The sequence below is a fragment of the Thermophilibacter immobilis genome, from assembly GCF_015277515.1.
Taxonomy (GTDB): Bacteria; Actinomycetota; Coriobacteriia; order Coriobacteriales; family Atopobiaceae; genus Thermophilibacter; species Thermophilibacter immobilis.
Window position 1 is genome coordinate 656076 of the sequence record NZ_CP063767.1, and the last position, 13192, is coordinate 669267.

At 67.6% G+C, this 13192-nt stretch carries 14 protein-coding genes; 11 read left to right on the forward strand and 3 right to left on the reverse strand.

Going from position 1 to position 13192, the window contains the following annotated elements; all coding sequences use genetic code 11:
• Positions 1-66 precede the first annotated feature (66 nt).
• From feoB to INP52_RS02950, 9 genes are all read left to right on the forward strand, one after another.
• Entirely contained in the window at positions 67-2427 is a 2361-nt protein-coding gene (gene feoB / locus INP52_RS02910) for a ferrous iron transport protein B (RefSeq protein WP_194372256.1), read from the forward strand.
• Positions 2428-2496: 69 nt separating this feature from the next.
• Positions 2497-3147, forward strand: coding sequence for a deoxyribose-phosphate aldolase (gene deoC, locus INP52_RS02915; protein WP_194372257.1), 651 nt, complete (start codon positions 2497-2499; stop codon positions 3145-3147).
• A gap of 348 nt (positions 3148-3495) precedes the next feature.
• Positions 3496-4287: an LOG family protein gene (locus INP52_RS02920; RefSeq protein ID WP_194372259.1), complete on the forward strand. Its 792-nt coding sequence runs from the start codon at positions 3496-3498 to the stop codon at positions 4285-4287.
• Between the two features lie 695 nt (positions 4288-4982).
• Positions 4983-5702 carry a lantibiotic protection ABC transporter ATP-binding protein gene (locus INP52_RS02925; RefSeq protein ID WP_194372261.1) on the forward strand — a complete coding sequence of 240 codons (720 nt, stop codon included), beginning with the start codon at positions 4983-4985 and terminating at the stop codon, positions 5700-5702.
• Positions 5699-6514, forward strand: a complete 816-nt coding sequence (locus tag INP52_RS02930) for an ABC-2 family transporter permease (protein ID WP_228478395.1) — start codon at positions 5699-5701, stop codon at positions 6512-6514. The genes INP52_RS02925 and INP52_RS02930 overlap by 4 nt, the downstream gene beginning before the upstream one ends.
• Positions 6511-7335, forward strand: coding sequence for an ABC-2 family transporter permease (locus INP52_RS02935; RefSeq protein WP_194372263.1), 825 nt, complete (start codon positions 6511-6513; stop codon positions 7333-7335). The genes INP52_RS02930 and INP52_RS02935 overlap by 4 nt, the downstream gene beginning before the upstream one ends.
• Positions 7328-7753, forward strand: coding sequence for a hypothetical protein (locus INP52_RS02940; RefSeq protein WP_194372265.1), 426 nt, complete (start codon positions 7328-7330; stop codon positions 7751-7753). Before INP52_RS02935 ends, INP52_RS02940 begins: the two co-directional genes overlap by 8 nt.
• A gap of 40 nt (positions 7754-7793) precedes the next feature.
• Positions 7794-8456 (forward strand): response regulator transcription factor, encoded by a 663-nt coding sequence (locus INP52_RS02945; RefSeq protein ID WP_194372268.1) that lies wholly within the window; start codon positions 7794-7796, stop codon positions 8454-8456.
• Between the two features lie 29 nt (positions 8457-8485).
• On the forward strand, positions 8486-9886 hold the full coding sequence (locus INP52_RS02950) for a sensor histidine kinase (protein ID WP_228478396.1): 1401 nt from the start codon (positions 8486-8488) through the stop codon (positions 9884-9886).
• 239 nt (positions 9887-10125) lie between these two features.
• Here INP52_RS02950 and INP52_RS02955 read toward each other — a convergent pair whose 3' ends face one another.
• Complete coding sequence (locus INP52_RS02955; RefSeq protein ID WP_194372272.1) at positions 10126-10677, reverse strand: glutathione peroxidase; 552 nt, start codon at positions 10675-10677, stop codon at positions 10126-10128.
• Between the two features lie 117 nt (positions 10678-10794).
• On the opposite strand from INP52_RS02955, the gene INP52_RS02960 reads away from it, so the two are divergent.
• The gene (locus INP52_RS02960; RefSeq protein WP_194372274.1) at positions 10795-11325 is read left to right on the forward strand and encodes a DNA-deoxyinosine glycosylase; all 531 of its coding nucleotides are present in this window, start codon (positions 10795-10797) and stop codon (positions 11323-11325) included.
• A gap of 65 nt (positions 11326-11390) precedes the next feature.
• Here the strand turns inward: INP52_RS02960 and INP52_RS02965 are convergent, their stop codons facing one another.
• Both INP52_RS02965 and INP52_RS02970 read right to left on the reverse strand, forming a co-directional pair.
• On the reverse strand, positions 11391-11645 hold the full coding sequence (locus INP52_RS02965; RefSeq protein ID WP_194372275.1) for an HPr family phosphocarrier protein: 255 nt from the start codon (positions 11643-11645) through the stop codon (positions 11391-11393).
• Positions 11646-11757: 112 nt separating this feature from the next.
• Complete coding sequence (locus INP52_RS02970) at positions 11758-12354, reverse strand: TetR/AcrR family transcriptional regulator (RefSeq protein WP_194372276.1); 597 nt, start codon at positions 12352-12354, stop codon at positions 11758-11760.
• A gap of 127 nt (positions 12355-12481) precedes the next feature.
• On the opposite strand from INP52_RS02970, the gene INP52_RS02975 reads away from it, so the two are divergent.
• The gene (locus INP52_RS02975) at positions 12482-13183 is read left to right on the forward strand and encodes an ABC transporter ATP-binding protein (RefSeq protein ID WP_194372277.1); all 702 of its coding nucleotides are present in this window, start codon (positions 12482-12484) and stop codon (positions 13181-13183) included.
• Positions 13184-13192 lie beyond the last annotated feature (9 nt).

The following is a 13192-nucleotide window of genomic DNA, read 5'->3' on the forward strand; positions in this document are numbered from 1 at the left end:
CATCCTCGTGACCTCCTCGCGCTAGAATATCTTCCCGGAGGGGGAGCCACTAACGGGGGAAGCTACATGAGGCTTGATGCACTCGAGATCGGAAAGGACGCGGTCGTCGCTTCGGTGAACTCGGATGACCAGGCCTTGCACCAGCACATTCTTGATATGGGGCTCACACCGGGCACCGAGGTCACCATGGTGAAGTACGCCCCCATGGGAGATCCCGTGGAGATACGCCTGCGCGGCTACGAGCTGACCCTGCTCAAGGCGGATGCCGCGCGCATCGAGCTCGCGGGCGTGCGCGACGCCCATGACCGGGCATACGAGAACGCGCGCATGCCCACCCCCGACCACCCCGCCCTCGGCGAGCGAGCGTATCACCCGCGCGCCGCCGCAGACGCGCTCGACGAGACCGCGCCGCTCTCCGTGGCCCTCGTGGGCAACCAGAACTGTGGCAAGACCACGCTGTTCAACCAGCTCACGGGCTCCAACCAGCACGTGGGTAACTTCCCCGGGGTGACCGTGGACCGCAAGGACGGCCAGGTGCGCGGCCACGCCAAGGTCACGGTCACAGACCTGCCCGGCATCTACTCGCTGTCCCCGTACACGAGCGAGGAGATCGTGAGCCGGCAGTTCATCCTGGATGCGCACCCGGACGCGGTCATCGACATCGTCGACGCGACCAACATCGAGCGCAACCTCTACCTCACGCTGCAGCTCATGGAGCTTGACCGTCCGATGGTGCTGGCGCTCAACATGATGGACGAGGTCGCGGCCAACGGCGGGACCGTGGACGTGAACCTCCTCGAGAGCCTGCTCGGGATTGCCGTGGTCCCGATCTCGGCGTCCAAGAACGAGGGCGTCGACGAGCTCGTCGAGCACGTGCTCACCGTGGCGCGACGCCGGGAGCTTCCGGGACGGCTGGACTTCTGCGCTCCCGACGGCCCCGACGGCGGGGCGCTGCACCGCTGCATCCACGGCATCGGCCATCTCATCGACGACCATGCCCAGCGCGCGGGCATCCCGGTGCGCTTCGCCGCGACCAAGCTCGTGGAGGGCGACGAGCTCGTGACCAGCGCCCTGCACCTCGACTCCAACGAGCTCGCCGGCATCGAGCACATTGTCGCCCAGATGGAGGAGGAGTCGGGTACGGACCGCCTCTCCGCCCTGGCCGACATGCGCTTCTCATTCATCGGTGAGGTCTGCGAGAAGTGCGTGGTCAAGCCGCTCGAGAGCAGGGGGCACCTGCGCTCCGTAGCCATCGATCGCGTGCTCACGGGTCGCCGCACGGCCCTTCCCGCGTTCGTCGCGATCATGGGCCTTGTGTTCTGGATCACCTTCGGGTCTCTGGGCGCCTGGCTTCAGGGTCTCATGGAAGGGGGCGTGGATGCGCTCACGCAGGTGACCGATGCCGCCCTCACCGCCTCGGGCGTGAATCCGGTGGTACAGTCCTTGATTATCGACGGGGTCTTCGCGGGCGTGGGTAGCGTGCTCTCGTTTCTGCCCCTCATTGTGGTGCTGTTCCTGTTGCTGTCTGTGCTCGAGGACTCGGGCTACATGGCGCGCGTGGCCTTTGTCATGGACAAGGTCCTGCGCAAGTTCGGCCTGTCCGGACGTAGCTTCGTTCCCATGCTCATCGGCTTTGGCTGCAGCGTGCCGGCCATCATGGCCACGCGCACCCTGCCCTCCGAGCACGACCGCAAGATGACCGTCATGCTCACGCCGTTCATGAGCTGCTCGGCCAAGCTTCCCGTCTACGGGCTTCTCTGCTCGGCGTTCTTCGCGCGCGGGTCGGTTTTGGCCATGGTGTCGCTTTACGCGCTCGGCATCCTCGTGGGCATGCTCGTGGCGCTCATCCTCCATCGCACCACCTTTCACGGCGCGCCGGTGCCGTTCATCATGGAGCTGCCCAACTACCGGATGCCGAGCGCCAAGACCACGCTGCGCCTGGCCTGGGACAAGGCCAGGGACTTCATGACCCGCGCGTTCACGATCATCTTCCTGGCGAGCGTGGTCATCTGGTTCCTGCAGACCTTCGACGTGCGGCTCAATGTGGTGCAAGACCAGTCCCAGAGCCTGCTGGCGGGCCTGGGCGGCCTCATTGCCCCGGTCTTCGCGCCGCTCGGCTTTGGCGACTGGAAGTCCTCGACGGCGCTGGTTACGGGCCTCATCGCCAAGGAGAGCGTCATCTCCACGCTGACGGTCCTTCTGGGAGACACCACGGCGGTCGCGCTGCGCACCCTCTTCACGCCGCTCACGGCCTACGTGTTCCTGGTGTTCACCCTGCTCTACCCGCCGTGCGTGGCGGCGATCAGCGCCGTGAGGAGCGAGCTTGGTGGGCGCTATGCGGCGGTGGTGTTCGCGCTGCAGATAGGGGTCGCGTGGGTCGCGGCATTTGTCGTGCGCATGGCCGGCCTCGCGCTTGGGCTCGGGTAGGCCTGTAGGTATGCGGACGGTCCCGCGCGCGGAGGCCGTCTTCCGGATTTTGTCTCAAGGGAGAAGCTCATGGACCTCAACAAGATGATCGACCACACCAACCTCAAGCCCGACGCCGCGCGCGCCGACATCGAGCGCCTCTGCGACGAGGCCCTCGAGCACGGGTTCTACTCCGTGTGTGTGAACTCCTCCTGGACGAGTACGTGCGCGGCGCGCCTCGTGGGGACGGGCGTGCGCGTGGCGACCTGCGTGGGTTTTCCCCTGGGTGCCATGTCCACGACCGCCAAGGCCTTCGAGGCCGAGCGCGCCGTGGCTGACGGCACCGACGAGCTCGACATGGTCATACCCGTGGGCCGGCTCGTCTCGGGGGAGGACGACGCCGTACGCGAGGACGTGGCAGCCGTGGTGCGCGCCGCGGACGGGCGTCCGGTGAAGGCGATCCTCGAGTGCTGCCTGCTCACGCCCGACCAGATCGTGCGCGGATGCGAGCTGTGCGTGAGCGCGGGCGCGGCCTTTGTCAAGACGAGCACGGGCTTCTCGCGCGGCGGCGCGACCCTCGATGACGTGCGGCTCATGCGTAAGACCGTGGGCGACGCATGCGGGGTCAAGGCCGCCGGCGGCATCCACACACGTTCCGAGGCGCTCGCGTTCGTGGAGGCGGGTGCCACGCGCCTGGGAACGAGCAGCGGAATCGTCATCGCCCGGGGAGCCCAGGAGTAGGTGCCCCACGTTCCGGTTCTGCGCAGTTTCGGCCTCCGACGTACGTCTCAAGAGGGCCTGCTAAGGTATGGAGTTTTGGCCAACAGGTCAAACGTTGGATTTTAGTGCATTATTTTATTATTTTTCGCAAAGGCGGAAGATTTCGCGTGCATTGAAGGGCCAAACTGTGGCGCGTTTTCCAAAAACGTGCATCGAAGGTCGAAAGTGCGCATGCGGTGGGGGCGCCGTCCCCATTTCGTTGTGCGCCACGCTCGGGTATATCCCCTTGTGACAATTCTTTACGGCCGGGTTACCGCCTGCTCATGCATGTGACGTATCGTGGCTGCGCAAACGAACAAGGAGAACGAAATGACCGACAAGAAACATGACGCTGTCGATTTGGCTCAGGAGAACGAAGCCTGTGAGGGGGAGCCCCTCGGGACGACCTACCATCGGGGCCCCGTGATCATGCGGGGCCCGATGATTCCCTCCGACACCACGACGGGAAACCTCCTGTCGCACGAGGACTCGACGGACTGGCTGCACATGGACCCCTGGCGCGTCCTGCGGATTCAAGCGGAGTTCGTGGACGGCTTCGGTGCCCTGGCCGAGCTGGGGCCCGCCGTCTCGTGCTTCGGCTCCGCGCGGACCCCGCGCAGCGATCCCATGTATCGCGCCGCGCGGCACGTGGGGGCAAAGCTCGCGCAGAGGGGCGTGGCCGTGATCACCGGCGGGGGGCCGGGTATCATGGAGGCAGCCAACCGCGGTGCATCCCAGGTGGGCGGCAAGTCCGTGGGCCTGGGCATCGAGCTGCCGCACGAGCAGGGCGTCAACGAGTGGGTCAACCTCGGCATGACCTTTCGCTACTTCTTCGTGCGCAAGACGATGTTCGTCAAGTACTCGAGCGGCTCCATCGTGTTTCCGGGCGGCTTCGGCACGCTTGACGAGGCCTTCGAGCTGCTCACCCTCGTCCAGACCCACAAGGTGGCCAAGACCCCGGTCGTGCTCTTTGGCTCCGAGTACTGGGACGGTCTCATGAGCTGGATCGAGGGACCCATGCGCGAGTCGGGAAACATATCGGAGCTCGACCCCGCGCTCATGGTGGTCACCGACGACGAGGACGAGGCCATCCGCGTGGCCACGAGCACGATCGGGGGATAGCGATGAGCGGGTTGTTCCTTCGCCTAAGGCAGAGGATCGGATTCCTCATGGCACCCGAGGCGCGACTGCTCTTCGCGAGCGACCGCGCCTTTTGTCTAAGACTCGATCTTGGAGACAGCTAAGTCGATGCTGCCGATCTCCGTGCGTTGACGAGTGGTTCGTACTCCTCTCATATGATGGGCAACGCAGCGTTCGACAAGGTCGGCAAGCTCGAAACCGTTCAGGAAGACTCGCGGGGCCTCGCCTCGTACGACTTGCTCTTGGACGGCCTCCTCCCGCTCTCTGAGTCGCTCGATCTGAGGGCTCGCGAGCGCGTGGTAGCCGCCTGCCTTCTCTGACCGACAAAACAGATGCTTGATTTCAGGTAGGCTGTATTCGCTGCCTCGGCACTGCCTGACGACAAAAAGCATTCCAAGGTCCTCGGCGCTATAGAGTCTCCCTGCCTCATGACCCCCCTTGGTTCGAGGATTCCTACGCCGTCCTTACCGGGATGGCAGGAGCGTTGGATAATCGCGTCGAGGCAGGCCGACCAGTCGCTCGACTTCGGATGTCTTCCATCCCTTGCGTTCGCCCGTTGTGCCCATGTGCTCACCTCTAGGCTTAACCAAGGCTGCGCCGCCCACGACCTTTAGCGCTTCTTAAGAGTCTCCCGTCATCCTCGTAGTCGTCCCACAGAAGACGACGAGAGGAGAGACATGGCGACAAGCGCAATCGTGCTCCAGACGCACGGGCTCACCAAGCGATTCGGTCGCGGGGCCAGCGCCCAGACGGCCGTCGAGGACGTGAGCCTCACCGTAAGGGCGGGCGCGGTCTACGGGCTCTTGGGCCCCAACGGCGCGGGCAAGTCCACCACGCTCAAGATGCTCACGGGGATGCTGCGCCCCACGGCAGGCCAGATCGAGTTCCTGGGCCACCCCTGGCGCAGGGAGGACCTCTACCAGATCGGCTCGCTCGTCGAGCAGCCCCCGCTCTATCCCAACCTCACGGCCCGGGAGAACCTGCGCGTGCGCACCGTGGCGCTCGGGCTGCCGGACGAGCGCATCGAGGAGGTCCTCGAGGTCGTGGGCCTCACGGACACAGGGCGCAAGCGCGCGGGGCGCTTCTCCTTGGGCATGAGGCAGCGCCTGGGCATCGCGCTCGCGCTCCTCTGCGACCCGCGTCTGCTCATCTTGGACGAGCCCACCAACGGCCTGGATCCCCTGGGCATCGAGGACCTGCGCGACCTGATCCGGGGCTTCGCCGCGCGCGGGGTCGCGGTCGTGGTCTCGAGCCACATCCTCTCGGAGGTCCAGCAGATGGCCGACGCGGTGGGCATCATCTACCAGGGGCGTCTCGCCTATCAGGACGTCCTGCGCCCCGACGAGGACCTCGAGGCGCTCTTCATGCGCGTGTGCCGAGAGGGGCGTGCCGCATGAGCGAGAATGCCCTTGCCACCCCGCGCTGCGTCCTGCCTGCCGTCCCGCATCCCACATTCTTCTCCGCCCTTCGCGCCGAGGTGCTCAAGTCGGCCCACGGCGCCCCCGTGCGCCTTGCCGTCGCGCTTGCGCTCCCGTTCGGACTCCTGGGCGGGATCGTTCTCCCACTCGCGGGCTGGCCGATCAGCTACTCGGCCTGGAACTACTACTATATGCTGCTGCTGCCCGTCACGGTCTCGCTTGCGTCGGCGACGGTCGCGGGCTACGACGCGCGGCTTTCCGGCCACGTGCCCCTCTCTTGCGGCGTTCCCCTTGCACGGACGTGGGTCGCGAAGGCGCTCTGGTGCCTCGGCCTCTCTCTTCTGGGCAGCCTCGTGACGTGCGCCCTCTACACGGTGGGCGCGCTCCTCTCGCCGGCGGGTGCCGCGAGTGTGGCCAGCATGCTCGCGACGGCGCTCGTCTCCACCGTGGCCACGTCGTGGATGGTGCCGGTGACGCTCTTCCTCGTGACGCGCGCGGGCATGCTCGCGGGCGTCCTCGTCCCGCTTGGGGTGCAGCTCGTGGCTGGGTTCGCCTGGGGCTCGACGTCGCTGTGGCCCCTGATCCCGCCGGTCGCGGCGGCGGTCCTTCCGACGGCGTTCCTGCCGGTGCTGCCAAGCGGAGAGCCCATGGACGCTGCGACCGGCGCGCTTGCGGCAACGCTCGGACGCCTCACGCCAGACCATGCGCTGGCGCTCGTCGTGTGCGTCGCGGCCACCGTGGCCCTCACGGCGCTCTCGGCCCTCTGGTTCTCGCGATCGGAGGAGCTGTGAGGGCGGGCCGCGCGGCCGGAGCCGCGCGCATGACGTTTGCCCGCGCGCTGCACGCGGAGCCCCTTCGGCTGCGTCGCTCGGGACTCCTGGCCCTTCACCTCGTCTGCGCCCTTGCGGCCGGCCTTGCCTGCGGCGCCTACTTCGCGGGGGCTCCCTGGCCATCGGGCCTTGGCCTCGATGCCTACGTGCAGCTCCTGGGCGCGCTCATGCCCCTCATGGTGGGCGTCGTCGTGGGGCTGGACATTGATGCGGAGCGCCGGGAGACCCGCCTCGCGCACCTTCTTGGGGCGGCCTCGCGGCGCACGGCCCTCGCGGCGCGCGTCGTGGTGCTCTGGGCCCTCGGAGCGTTGACCCTCGCGCTCGCGGTCGGTACGCTCGCGGGGGTCCTCGCCCTGTCCGGAAAGGCGGCGCCTGCCCTGGTGACCTGCGCGGCGGCAACGGCGGGCCTCGCGGCGGGGAGCCTCGTGCTCTACGTCTTCCACGCGTGGCTCGCGCTGGTCTGGGGCCGTAACGTGACCATTGCCGTCGGTGCGGCGGGTCTCATGCTCTCCTTCTTCTCGGTGGGCGGGCTCGCGCACGGGCTCATGACCGGTGAGCTCACGGCGCTGTCCGCGGGGGCCCTCGCCCTCGTGCCGCTCACGTGGGCCACGAGGCTGGGGTCGCTCTCGGTCGAGCTCCCTTTGGCGCCTGCCTCTCAGACGGGCGTGGTCGTGGGCCAGCTGATCCGGTCGGGTGCCTTCGCGCTCTTCGTCACGGCACTCGCCCTCGTGGCCCTGCTCTGGTGGATAGCGGCGTTCGAGGAGGGACGAGAAGATGAGTAGGGCGAGGTCGGCCCGTCCCGTGGCCCTGCTCGTCCTGGCGCTTGCCGTCGCGCTCCTCGTGGGTAGATGCTCGGCCCCGGACGGCCTGGGAGTGGTGGTCCGCTCAGTCGTGGACCGAGTGAGCCCCCTCGCGTCGGCGCGCACGCTCTGGGCGCGCGCGCCGGAGCCCAAAGGCTTCGTGGACTCCTACGCCAACGCCGCCGAGGACGATGACAACTACGTGTACGAGGTCGAGGGATTCGACGACGAGGGGGAGCCTCACGTGGTGACGATCATCCTCTTCGGTCGCAGGGCGAGCGGGGAGGGCTACCTCCGGATCGAGGCCAGGGGAGGATCGAGCGAGCGCTACGACCGCGTCCCCGAGGACGCGGTGCCCACCGTCGCGCTCGAGGCACTGAAAGCGACCGCGCCGGCGTGAGGCCGAGAGGCTACACTGGAGCCGGAGGGGGAGGCTGCCCGTGGCGAGAATCCTGGCGATCGATGACGAGAGGGCTATCTGCGACCTGCTCGTGCGCGTGCTCGAGCGCGACGGTCACGAGGTGGACGTCACCTGTGACCCCACCGATGTCCCCGCGCGCGACCTCTCGCGCTACGACCTCATCCTCACCGACGTGATGATGCCGGGCCTCGACGGCTTCGAACTCGTGAGAGAGATCAGGGGCCGCGTGGACGTTCCGATCGTGTTCCTCACGGCCAGGGTCTCCGAGGACGACGCCGTGGTGGGCCTCGGGCTGGGGGCCGACGACTACCTCCGCAAGCCCTTCGGTACCGCCGAGCTGCGCGCCAAGGTCACAGCCCACCTGCGTCGCGAGCGTCGCGAGCATCACGCGGCCCTCGACTTCGGCCTCGTCCGCCTCGACCTTGCCGCCCGCGAGCTCGCGGTCAGCGGCATCGTGGTCCCCCTCACGCCCACGGAGTACGCCATCTGCGAGTTTCTCGCCCGCCGTCCGGGACAGGTCTTTAGCCGCGCTCAGATTCTCGAGAAGGCCCTGGGCTGGGGAACGGAGGCCGGTGAGGACGCGGTGAGCGTGCACGTAAGCAACCTGCGCGCCAAGCTCAAGCGGGGCGGCGTCGAACCCGTCCAGACCGTCTGGGGCGTGGGGTACAAGTGGCGGGCGTGAGGAGGGGCCGAGAGAAGCGGAGGCCTCGCTTGCCGCTCTCCTTCGTGGTGGGGCGCTACTTCGTGTACGTCCTTTTGGGGGCGATCCTCACAGTGGGAGTTCCGCTGCTGGTTTTTGAGGCCCTCCTTGACCAGGGCTCCGTCCTCCCGGCGAACTACGGCGAGAGGCACCTGCAGCAGACGATCGAGACCCTCTCGACGCCGGGCTCCTTCGACGTCACCGGGCTTTCCAGCGCGTATCTCTACGCGCACCTCACGGCCTCGGGGGACGTGCTGGGGACCGACATGGGGGAGGAGGACCTCGCGCAGGCGCGCGCCCTGGTCGCCTCGCTCGAGGCACGGGGGACGACCGGCCACTCCGCGGAGTCGGAGGAAAGATCCGCTCGCGCGGCCTTCTCGCGCGGGGACGGCACCTGGTGCGTGCTCTCGTACGACATCCTGCCGCAGTGGTCCGATCGCTCCCTGCGCGACTCCTGGCCGAACCCGCAGGACATCATGATGGGGGCAATCGTCGTTCCGACGATAGCGCTCGTGGTTCTCGTGGCCCTGCGTGCGAGCAGGGTGCTCACGCGCAAGATGTCCCCCCTCGTGGACGCGGCCGAGGCGGTGGGCGCGGGTGAGATCGACTTTGCGGTGCAGACGAGCACCGTGGCACAGATCGACGACGTGCTCGCCGCGATGGAGCGCATGCGCCGCTCGCTCAGGGACTCCCTCGAGGAGCAGTGGTCGGCCGAGGAGCGCCAGCGCGTGGAGGTCGCGGCGCTCGCGCACGACCTCAAGAGCCCGCTCACCGTCATACGCGGCAACGCCGAGCTCCTGGGCGAGGATGCGCAGGCGGGAGGCCTGAGTCAGGAGCAGGCCGCCTGCGCCGAGGCCATTCGCACGGCATCTGCCGAGATAGACGCCTTCGTGGCCCAGATCATCACGACCTCGCAAGGCCGGGAGGCATCCTCGCGCGAGGCCGTGGACATGGAAGAGCTGGCGGGCCGGCTCGCCTCCCGGGCGCGCGAGCTCGTCTGCGCGCGGGGCCTCGCGCTGGACGTCGAGACCTCTGCGCTGCCGGACATCCGCCCGAGCTGGGACGCGCACGCGGTGGGGCGCGCGGTCATGAACCTCGTGAGCAACGCCTGCGACTATGCGCGCACGCGCGTCTCACTTGGACTCGCCGCTGCCAACGGCGAGCTCGTTATCACGGTGGCCGACGATGGGCCGGGCTTCTCGCCCGCCGCGCTCGCGCATGGCCGCGAGAGATTCTTCCGCGACGACGCCGCGCGTGGCGGGGGAGAAGGCCACTTTGGCCTGGGGCTCTCGATTGCCCTTGAGGTCGCGCACTCCCATGGGGGGACTCTTGAGCTCTCCAACCGCGTCTCACCCGATGGCTCCGAGACCGGCGCCGTCGCGCGCCTCACGCTCCCGCTCAAAGGAATCTAGCGCGGGGCTCATCTAGAGCATGTGTCCGCTTTCTGAGAAAGAAGAGATATCAGAGCTGTAAGAGAACAGCCGCCTGCTCGGGTGGCTGTTCTGCGTGGGTGTCACCCACAAACACGGTCGTCCACAGGAGGGCCTCAAACCCTCCGCTCGCGACGGGTATACCCCACCTGCGGCCCTGCACGCCGTGGGGATGCTCGGGGCCCCGCGCAGAGCGCGTGCGCGGGGCCCCTCTCGTCAAGCTAGAGAAGCTTCTCCACGGCTGGCTTCACGACGGTCGCGACGTCAGCGGTGGGCTCGAAGCGCTCGACCACGTTGCCCTCGCGGTCGATGAGGAACTTCGTGAAGTTCCACTTGACGTCCGGCTTCTTCTCCCAGTCAGGGTCGGCCTTGCCTAGGATGTCCACCAGAATCGGCGTGATCCTATGGTTGGGGTCGAGGCCGGCGTAGCCGCGCTCGCCCTTGAGCCAGGTGTACAGGGGACTCTCGTCCGCGCCGTTCACCTCGATCTTGCCGAACTGCGGGAAGGTGACGCCGAACCGACCGGTGCAGAACATGTGAATCTCGTCGGAGGTGCCGGGGGCCTGCTCTCCGAACTGGTTGCAGGGGAAGTCGAGAATCTCGAGGCCGCGCCCGGAAAGCTCCTCGTAGAGCTTCTGGAGGTCGGCGTAGGTCGGGGTGAAGCCGCACTCGGTGGCGGTGTTGACCACGAGTAGGACCTTGCCCCTGTAGTCGGAGAGGCTGACGTCAGCCCCGGTGCGGTCCTTGACGGTGAAGTCGTAGATGGTGCTCATGAGGTCTCCTTCTGGTTGGAGGGTGACGCGCGTCGCGCGCCGTTGGGGCAGTTGTACCCCTTGTCCTGGGGACCCAACCAAGCGGGGCGCTGCGGCTCCGTGCGCTATGCTGTCCCCATGGCGGACTATCAGCACATAGCGCACGGGTTCGAGCCGGTGTTCGACGAGAGGAGCCGCGTGCTCGTGCTCGGGTCGTTCCCGTCGGTGCTCTCGCGTCAGAACGCGTTCTACTACGGCAACCCGCGGAATCGCTTCTGGCGGGTGATCTCGTCGCTCACGGGAGAGCCGGTGCCCAAGACTCGTGACGTGGCCTCCAAGCGGGCGCTGCTCGTGCGTCACGGCATCGCCCTGTGGGACGTGATCGAGAGCTGCGACGTGCGTGGTTCGAGCGACGCGTCGATAAGAAACGTGACGCCTGCGGACGTGGGGCGCATCACGTCGGCGGCGCGCATAGGCGCCGTCATCTGCAACGGCTCCACGGCGGGCGGGCTCTACCACCGCTGGCTCGAGGGGGAGCTGGGCCTCGTCGCCACGGTGCTGCCCTCCACGAGCCCGGCCAACGCCTCGTGGTCGCTCGCGCGTCTGACCGAGCGCTGGGGAGAGGTGCTCGTGCCGCTCATCGAGAAGACGGGGGAGGCGCATGACTGACGAGGAGCGCCTGGGGGCGTGAGCACACTGCCCCGCGCCCGCGCTACGCTGCGCCCACGTCACGCCTAGAACGTCGACGCAAGATGCGCCAGCGCCGTGGCGGCGGTGGCCTCGTCGGGGCCCGAGACGCTCACGACCACGCGCTCGCCGCTGCGCACGCCGAGCATGAGGAGCTCCATGAGCTGCTTGGCGTCCGCGCTGCGCCCCTCGTGCGTCAGGGTGACGTGGCTGCGCCAGCGCTGAGCCTCGCTCGCGAGCAGCACGGCAAGCTGGATGTGCAGCCCGAGCGGGTCGGTGATGTCGCAGGCTATCTCGCGCATGGGGTCCCTCCGACGGGGTCGTCCCCCAGACCATAGCCGCCCCGTCATCGTGCGGGTTCCTCGCGTCGGCGGAATGCGCCCCGCGGGCCGTCATCGGTAGCCACGTTCCGCCCTAGGCGATGAGGTCGGAGGGGCGCAGGTCCTTCGCCGAGGAGATCATGTCCGCCACGCGCTCGGGCGTCTCGGCGCCGCCGCGCTTGAGCCACAGGGAGATGATCGTGAGCACGTGGTCGAGCACAAGCTCGCGCGCGTAGTCCTCCCCGAAGACACCGCGCCCGTCCACGTGCTGCTCCGTGGTCGCGAGCCCCTGGTCGAGCAGACTGCCCATCACCTGCCGGAGCTTGGTCGAGAACTGCGCGTCGCCGTTGCGTCCCGCGATGGCCGAGACGAACTCGAGGTCGCCCGAGGCGAACTCGAGCGACTCGAGGATGGCCGCGCGCGGGAACATCTCGGGGAGCCCGGCCGCCCCACCGTCACGCGGGCGCAGGAGAATCTCCTCGAGACGGGCCATGAAGTCCCCCTCGAGCTGCTCGAGCAGGTCGTACTTGTCAATGAAGTGCAGGTAGAAGGTGCCTCGGTTGATTCCCGCGCGCCGCGTGAGGTCGCTCACCGTAAGGGCGTCGAGGCCCCTCTCGCCGATGAGCTCGGTGAAGGCGCGCTTGATGCGAGCGTGGGTCCGCGTGTTTCTCGTGGCACGTCCTGCTGGCATAGGGGTCCCCCGGGGTATCTTAAATGAACAGGTTGTTGCGGGTTGTGCATTGCCTCTCTCCTCCCACAGGGTAGAATCTCCCTCGTCAATAGTCAACACGTTGTTTATTTAAAGTGGGTGCGAAGGCATGTCATACATCGAGGTCAGCCACGAGTTCAAGCGCTACCAGGGTGGCGTCTCCCCGGTCGTGGCCAACAACGACGTGAGCTTCTCGGTCGAGAAGGGCGAGCTCGTGACCATCCTGGGCGCCTCGGGCGCGGGAAAGTCCACGCTCCTCAACATCCTGGGCGGGATGGACACGGCGAGCGAGGGGAGCGTGGTCATAGACGGCCAGGACATCGCCACGTACAGCTCCCACCAGCTCACCAACTACCGCCGCACGGACGTGGGCTTTGTCTTCCAGTTCTATAACCTCGTGCCCAACCTCACCGCGCGCGAGAACGTCGAGCTGGCCTCCCAGATCGTTGCCGACGCGGCCGACCCGGCCGAGACCCTGGCCAGCGTGGGGCTCGCCGAGCGCCTGGACAACTTTCCGGCGCAGCTCTCGGGCGGCGAGCAGCAGCGCGTGGCCATCGCCCGCGCCGTGGCCAAAAACCCCAAGATCCTCCTGTGCGACGAGCCTACGGGCGCCCTCGACTACCAGACGGGCAAGCAGGTCCTGGGCATCCTCGAGGAGCGCTGCCGCGAGCGGGGCGCGACCGTCCTTATCGTCACGCACAACGCGGCCATAGCCCCCATCGCCGACCGCGTGGTGCGCATGCACGACGCTCGCGTCCAGTCCGTCGAGGTCAACGCCAGCCCGACGTCGATCTCCGACATCGAGTGGTAGGGGGAGGGC

Excerpts from the sequence above, each read along its gene's own strand:
- INP52_RS02925 (WP_194372261.1), top strand. The coding sequence starts at position 4,983 with ATGGCGACAAGCGCAATCGTGCTCCAGACGCACGGGCTCACCAAGCGA.
- deoC (WP_194372257.1), top strand. The coding sequence starts at position 2,497 with ATGGACCTCAACAAGATGATCGACCACACCAACCTCAAGCCCGACGCC.
- feoB (WP_194372256.1), top strand. The coding sequence starts at position 67 with ATGAGGCTTGATGCACTCGAGATCGGAAAGGACGCGGTCGTCGCTTCG.
- INP52_RS02920 (WP_194372259.1), top strand. The coding sequence starts at position 3,496 with ATGACCGACAAGAAACATGACGCTGTCGATTTGGCTCAGGAGAACGAA.
- INP52_RS02955 (WP_194372272.1), bottom strand. The coding sequence starts at position 10,677 with ATGAGCACCATCTACGACTTCACCGTCAAGGACCGCACCGGGGCTGAC.
- INP52_RS02960 (WP_194372274.1), top strand. The coding sequence starts at position 10,795 with ATGGCGGACTATCAGCACATAGCGCACGGGTTCGAGCCGGTGTTCGAC.
- INP52_RS02975 (WP_194372277.1), top strand. The coding sequence starts at position 12,482 with ATGTCATACATCGAGGTCAGCCACGAGTTCAAGCGCTACCAGGGTGGC.
- INP52_RS02970 (WP_194372276.1), bottom strand. The coding sequence starts at position 12,354 with ATGCCAGCAGGACGTGCCACGAGAAACACGCGGACCCACGCTCGCATC.
- INP52_RS02965 (WP_194372275.1), bottom strand. The coding sequence starts at position 11,645 with ATGCGCGAGATAGCCTGCGACATCACCGACCCGCTCGGGCTGCACATC.
- INP52_RS02930 (WP_228478395.1), top strand. The coding sequence starts at position 5,699 with ATGAGCGAGAATGCCCTTGCCACCCCGCGCTGCGTCCTGCCTGCCGTC.
- INP52_RS02940 (WP_194372265.1), top strand. The coding sequence starts at position 7,328 with ATGAGTAGGGCGAGGTCGGCCCGTCCCGTGGCCCTGCTCGTCCTGGCG.